Below are 1,801 nucleotides of genomic sequence, written 5' to 3'. Positions count from 1 at the left end.
CAGGCGTCCTGGCCGGTGGCCAGGGCGTAGGCCCCGGCCACCGCGGCGAGATCCGCGGCCACCTGGGCCTCGTGGCGGGCGATGACGTGCGCGGCGATCCCCGCCACGGCCAGCAGGACGCTGGCTAAGGCCACGATGATTCCGGCCGCGGTCACGGTGGCGTAGCCATCCTCCTGCCGGGCGAGCGCGCCCACCCGCCGGCGGGCTGGCGCCGGGCTATCCACCGGAGACCTCCGCCGGGAAGACCGCGGTGTGGCTCATCGTGCCCAGCACCGCCGGCACGCGGGCCTCGGCCGTGACCAGCCCGCCCGACTCGTTGACCGCGACCTCGATATCGCCCCGGGGCGGGACGTAGTCCACCCCGATGGCGTGGGCGCGGGCAGCCGCGCCGGCGGTATCGACGGCAGAAAGGTGCGCGGCCAGCGTCGCGATACCGCCCAGGATGGCAGCGGCCACGATGACCAGGCTGGACAAGGCGAGGGCGGCCTCAATACTGACGGAACCGGAATCATCGCGCATGGTCTAGCCCGGGGTGTTCGAGAGGGCGTCGGTGATGATGCCCTCGATGGCGTCGGAGACCCCTCCGCTGTTGATGACCATGTAGAGCACCGCCGCCAGGGCCGCGGCCCCCAAGCTCCCCATGGCGTATTCGATGGTCGACATCCCGTCCTCGTTACCTAGGGTCGAGGCCTTCTTGCGGAGGTAGGTGGTAATTTTCATGGAATTTCCCTTTCGTGTTCTTGCTGTTGTGTTCTTGTCTGAATTGATGGGTACGGATGGATATGGATGGATGCATGAATAATCGTGCGAACAGGAACAAGCTGGAGCTGCCCGGTTAGAGCAGCTGCGCGCCGAGGCTTATCACCACCGGCACCAAGCCCAGCACCACAAAGGCGGGCAGGAAGCACACGGCCAGCGGCAGGGCGACGAAGACGCCGGCCCGCTCCGCCGCCGCGGTCGCCTGGGACTGCGCATCAACCCGCAGCGTGTGGCTGATGCGCTCACAGCCCTGCGCGATCGCCGCGCCGGACTGCCCCGACATGACCACGAGGTGGGCGAGCTCATCGACGCCCAGCCGCCCCCAGGCCCGCTGCCCCCGGGCCCCCACCGCGAGCAGCGCGGCCACCTCGCCCCAGCGCTCGGATAGTTGGCCTACCCGGGCCAGGGCGCTGGCCGCCTGCTGGGTGGACAGCCCGGCCTGCAGGCAAGCGGCAAAGAGCTCGACGTCGCTGGCGACATCCAGCGGGTCGGGCCCCTGTCGCGTGGTGAGGCGCTCCGAAATCCCCCGCAGGAGCGCCGATGGGCCATCGCGCGGGGTCTTCGGCAGCACCCGGGCGCCAGCCGCCGTTGGCAGGCACGCCACCGCCCCGGCCAGCAGCAGCAAGGACAGCCCCAAAGAAAACGCCAGTGCATTCATCAGCCGGCCGCCTTCCCGATGAGGTAGCGCGACCACGCGAAACCGGCGCAGGCCAGCAACACCCCGAGGACCAAGAGGACGCCGCCCAGCCCGCCGCCGAGGAGGAAGCCGACCGGGTCGGCGCCCATCACCACGCCCATAGCAATTCCCGCCAGTGGCAGGCAGGTCAGGACGTAGGCGGTGGCCTGCGGGCCCTGGAGGCTCGCCTGGGTGGCCTGGGAGTGCCGGCGGGCGGCGTCGACGCGCGCCTGCGCGCTTTCCATCAGGCGGGCCAGGGGGATGCCGTAGTCGTCGCTGAGCGCGCACAGCTGGGCCAGGCCGCGCAGCCGCGGGCTGGCCTGTAGCACCTGCGGGAGGCTGCCGCCGCGGGCGGCGACCACCCCG

Annotated in this window: 4 protein-coding genes and 1 pseudogene; all 5 read right to left on the bottom strand. The window is 71.1% G+C overall.

The annotated features are described in order from the left end of the window. Positions 1-224 (bottom strand): pilus assembly protein TadG-related protein (locus HMPREF3067_RS08920; protein WP_246819281.1); only part of this gene is annotated, 224 nt, incomplete at its 3' end. Further along, positions 217-519 (bottom strand): hypothetical protein, encoded by a 303-nt coding sequence (locus tag HMPREF3067_RS08915; RefSeq protein ID WP_070769377.1) that lies wholly within the window; start codon positions 517-519, stop codon positions 217-219. The genes HMPREF3067_RS08915 and HMPREF3067_RS08920, both read right to left, overlap by 8 nt. A 3-nt stretch (positions 520-522) precedes the next feature. Beyond that, the gene (locus HMPREF3067_RS08910) at positions 523-720 is read right to left on the bottom strand and encodes a DUF4244 domain-containing protein (protein WP_070769376.1); all 198 of its coding nucleotides are present in this window, start codon (positions 718-720) and stop codon (positions 523-525) included. A gap of 115 nt (positions 721-835) precedes the next feature. Next, positions 836-1,417 (bottom strand): type II secretion system F family protein, encoded by a 582-nt coding sequence (locus tag HMPREF3067_RS08905; protein WP_070769375.1) that lies wholly within the window; start codon positions 1,415-1,417, stop codon positions 836-838. Further along, positions 1,417-1,801 (bottom strand): annotated as a pseudogene (locus tag HMPREF3067_RS11385) (hypothetical protein); the annotation flags it as partial. The gene HMPREF3067_RS08905 and the pseudogene HMPREF3067_RS11385, both read right to left, overlap by 1 nt.

The sequence above is a fragment of the Corynebacterium sp. HMSC04H06 genome (genome assembly GCF_001815935.1).
Lineage (GTDB): Bacteria > Actinomycetota > Actinomycetes > Mycobacteriales > Mycobacteriaceae > Corynebacterium.
Note: the sequence above shows the minus strand (reverse complement) of the source record. Positions and strands in the feature narration are given on the sequence as shown.

Bases quoted from the DNA above. Each gene is read 5' to 3' on its own strand.
- HMPREF3067_RS08910 (WP_070769376.1), bottom strand. From the start codon at position 720: ATGAAAATTACCACCTACCTCCGCAAGAAGGCCTCGACCCTAGGTAAC.
- HMPREF3067_RS08905 (WP_070769375.1), bottom strand. From the start codon at position 1,417: ATGAATGCACTGGCGTTTTCTTTGGGGCTGTCCTTGCTGCTGCTGGCC.
- HMPREF3067_RS08915 (WP_070769377.1), bottom strand. From the start codon at position 519: ATGCGCGATGATTCCGGTTCCGTCAGTATTGAGGCCGCCCTCGCCTTG.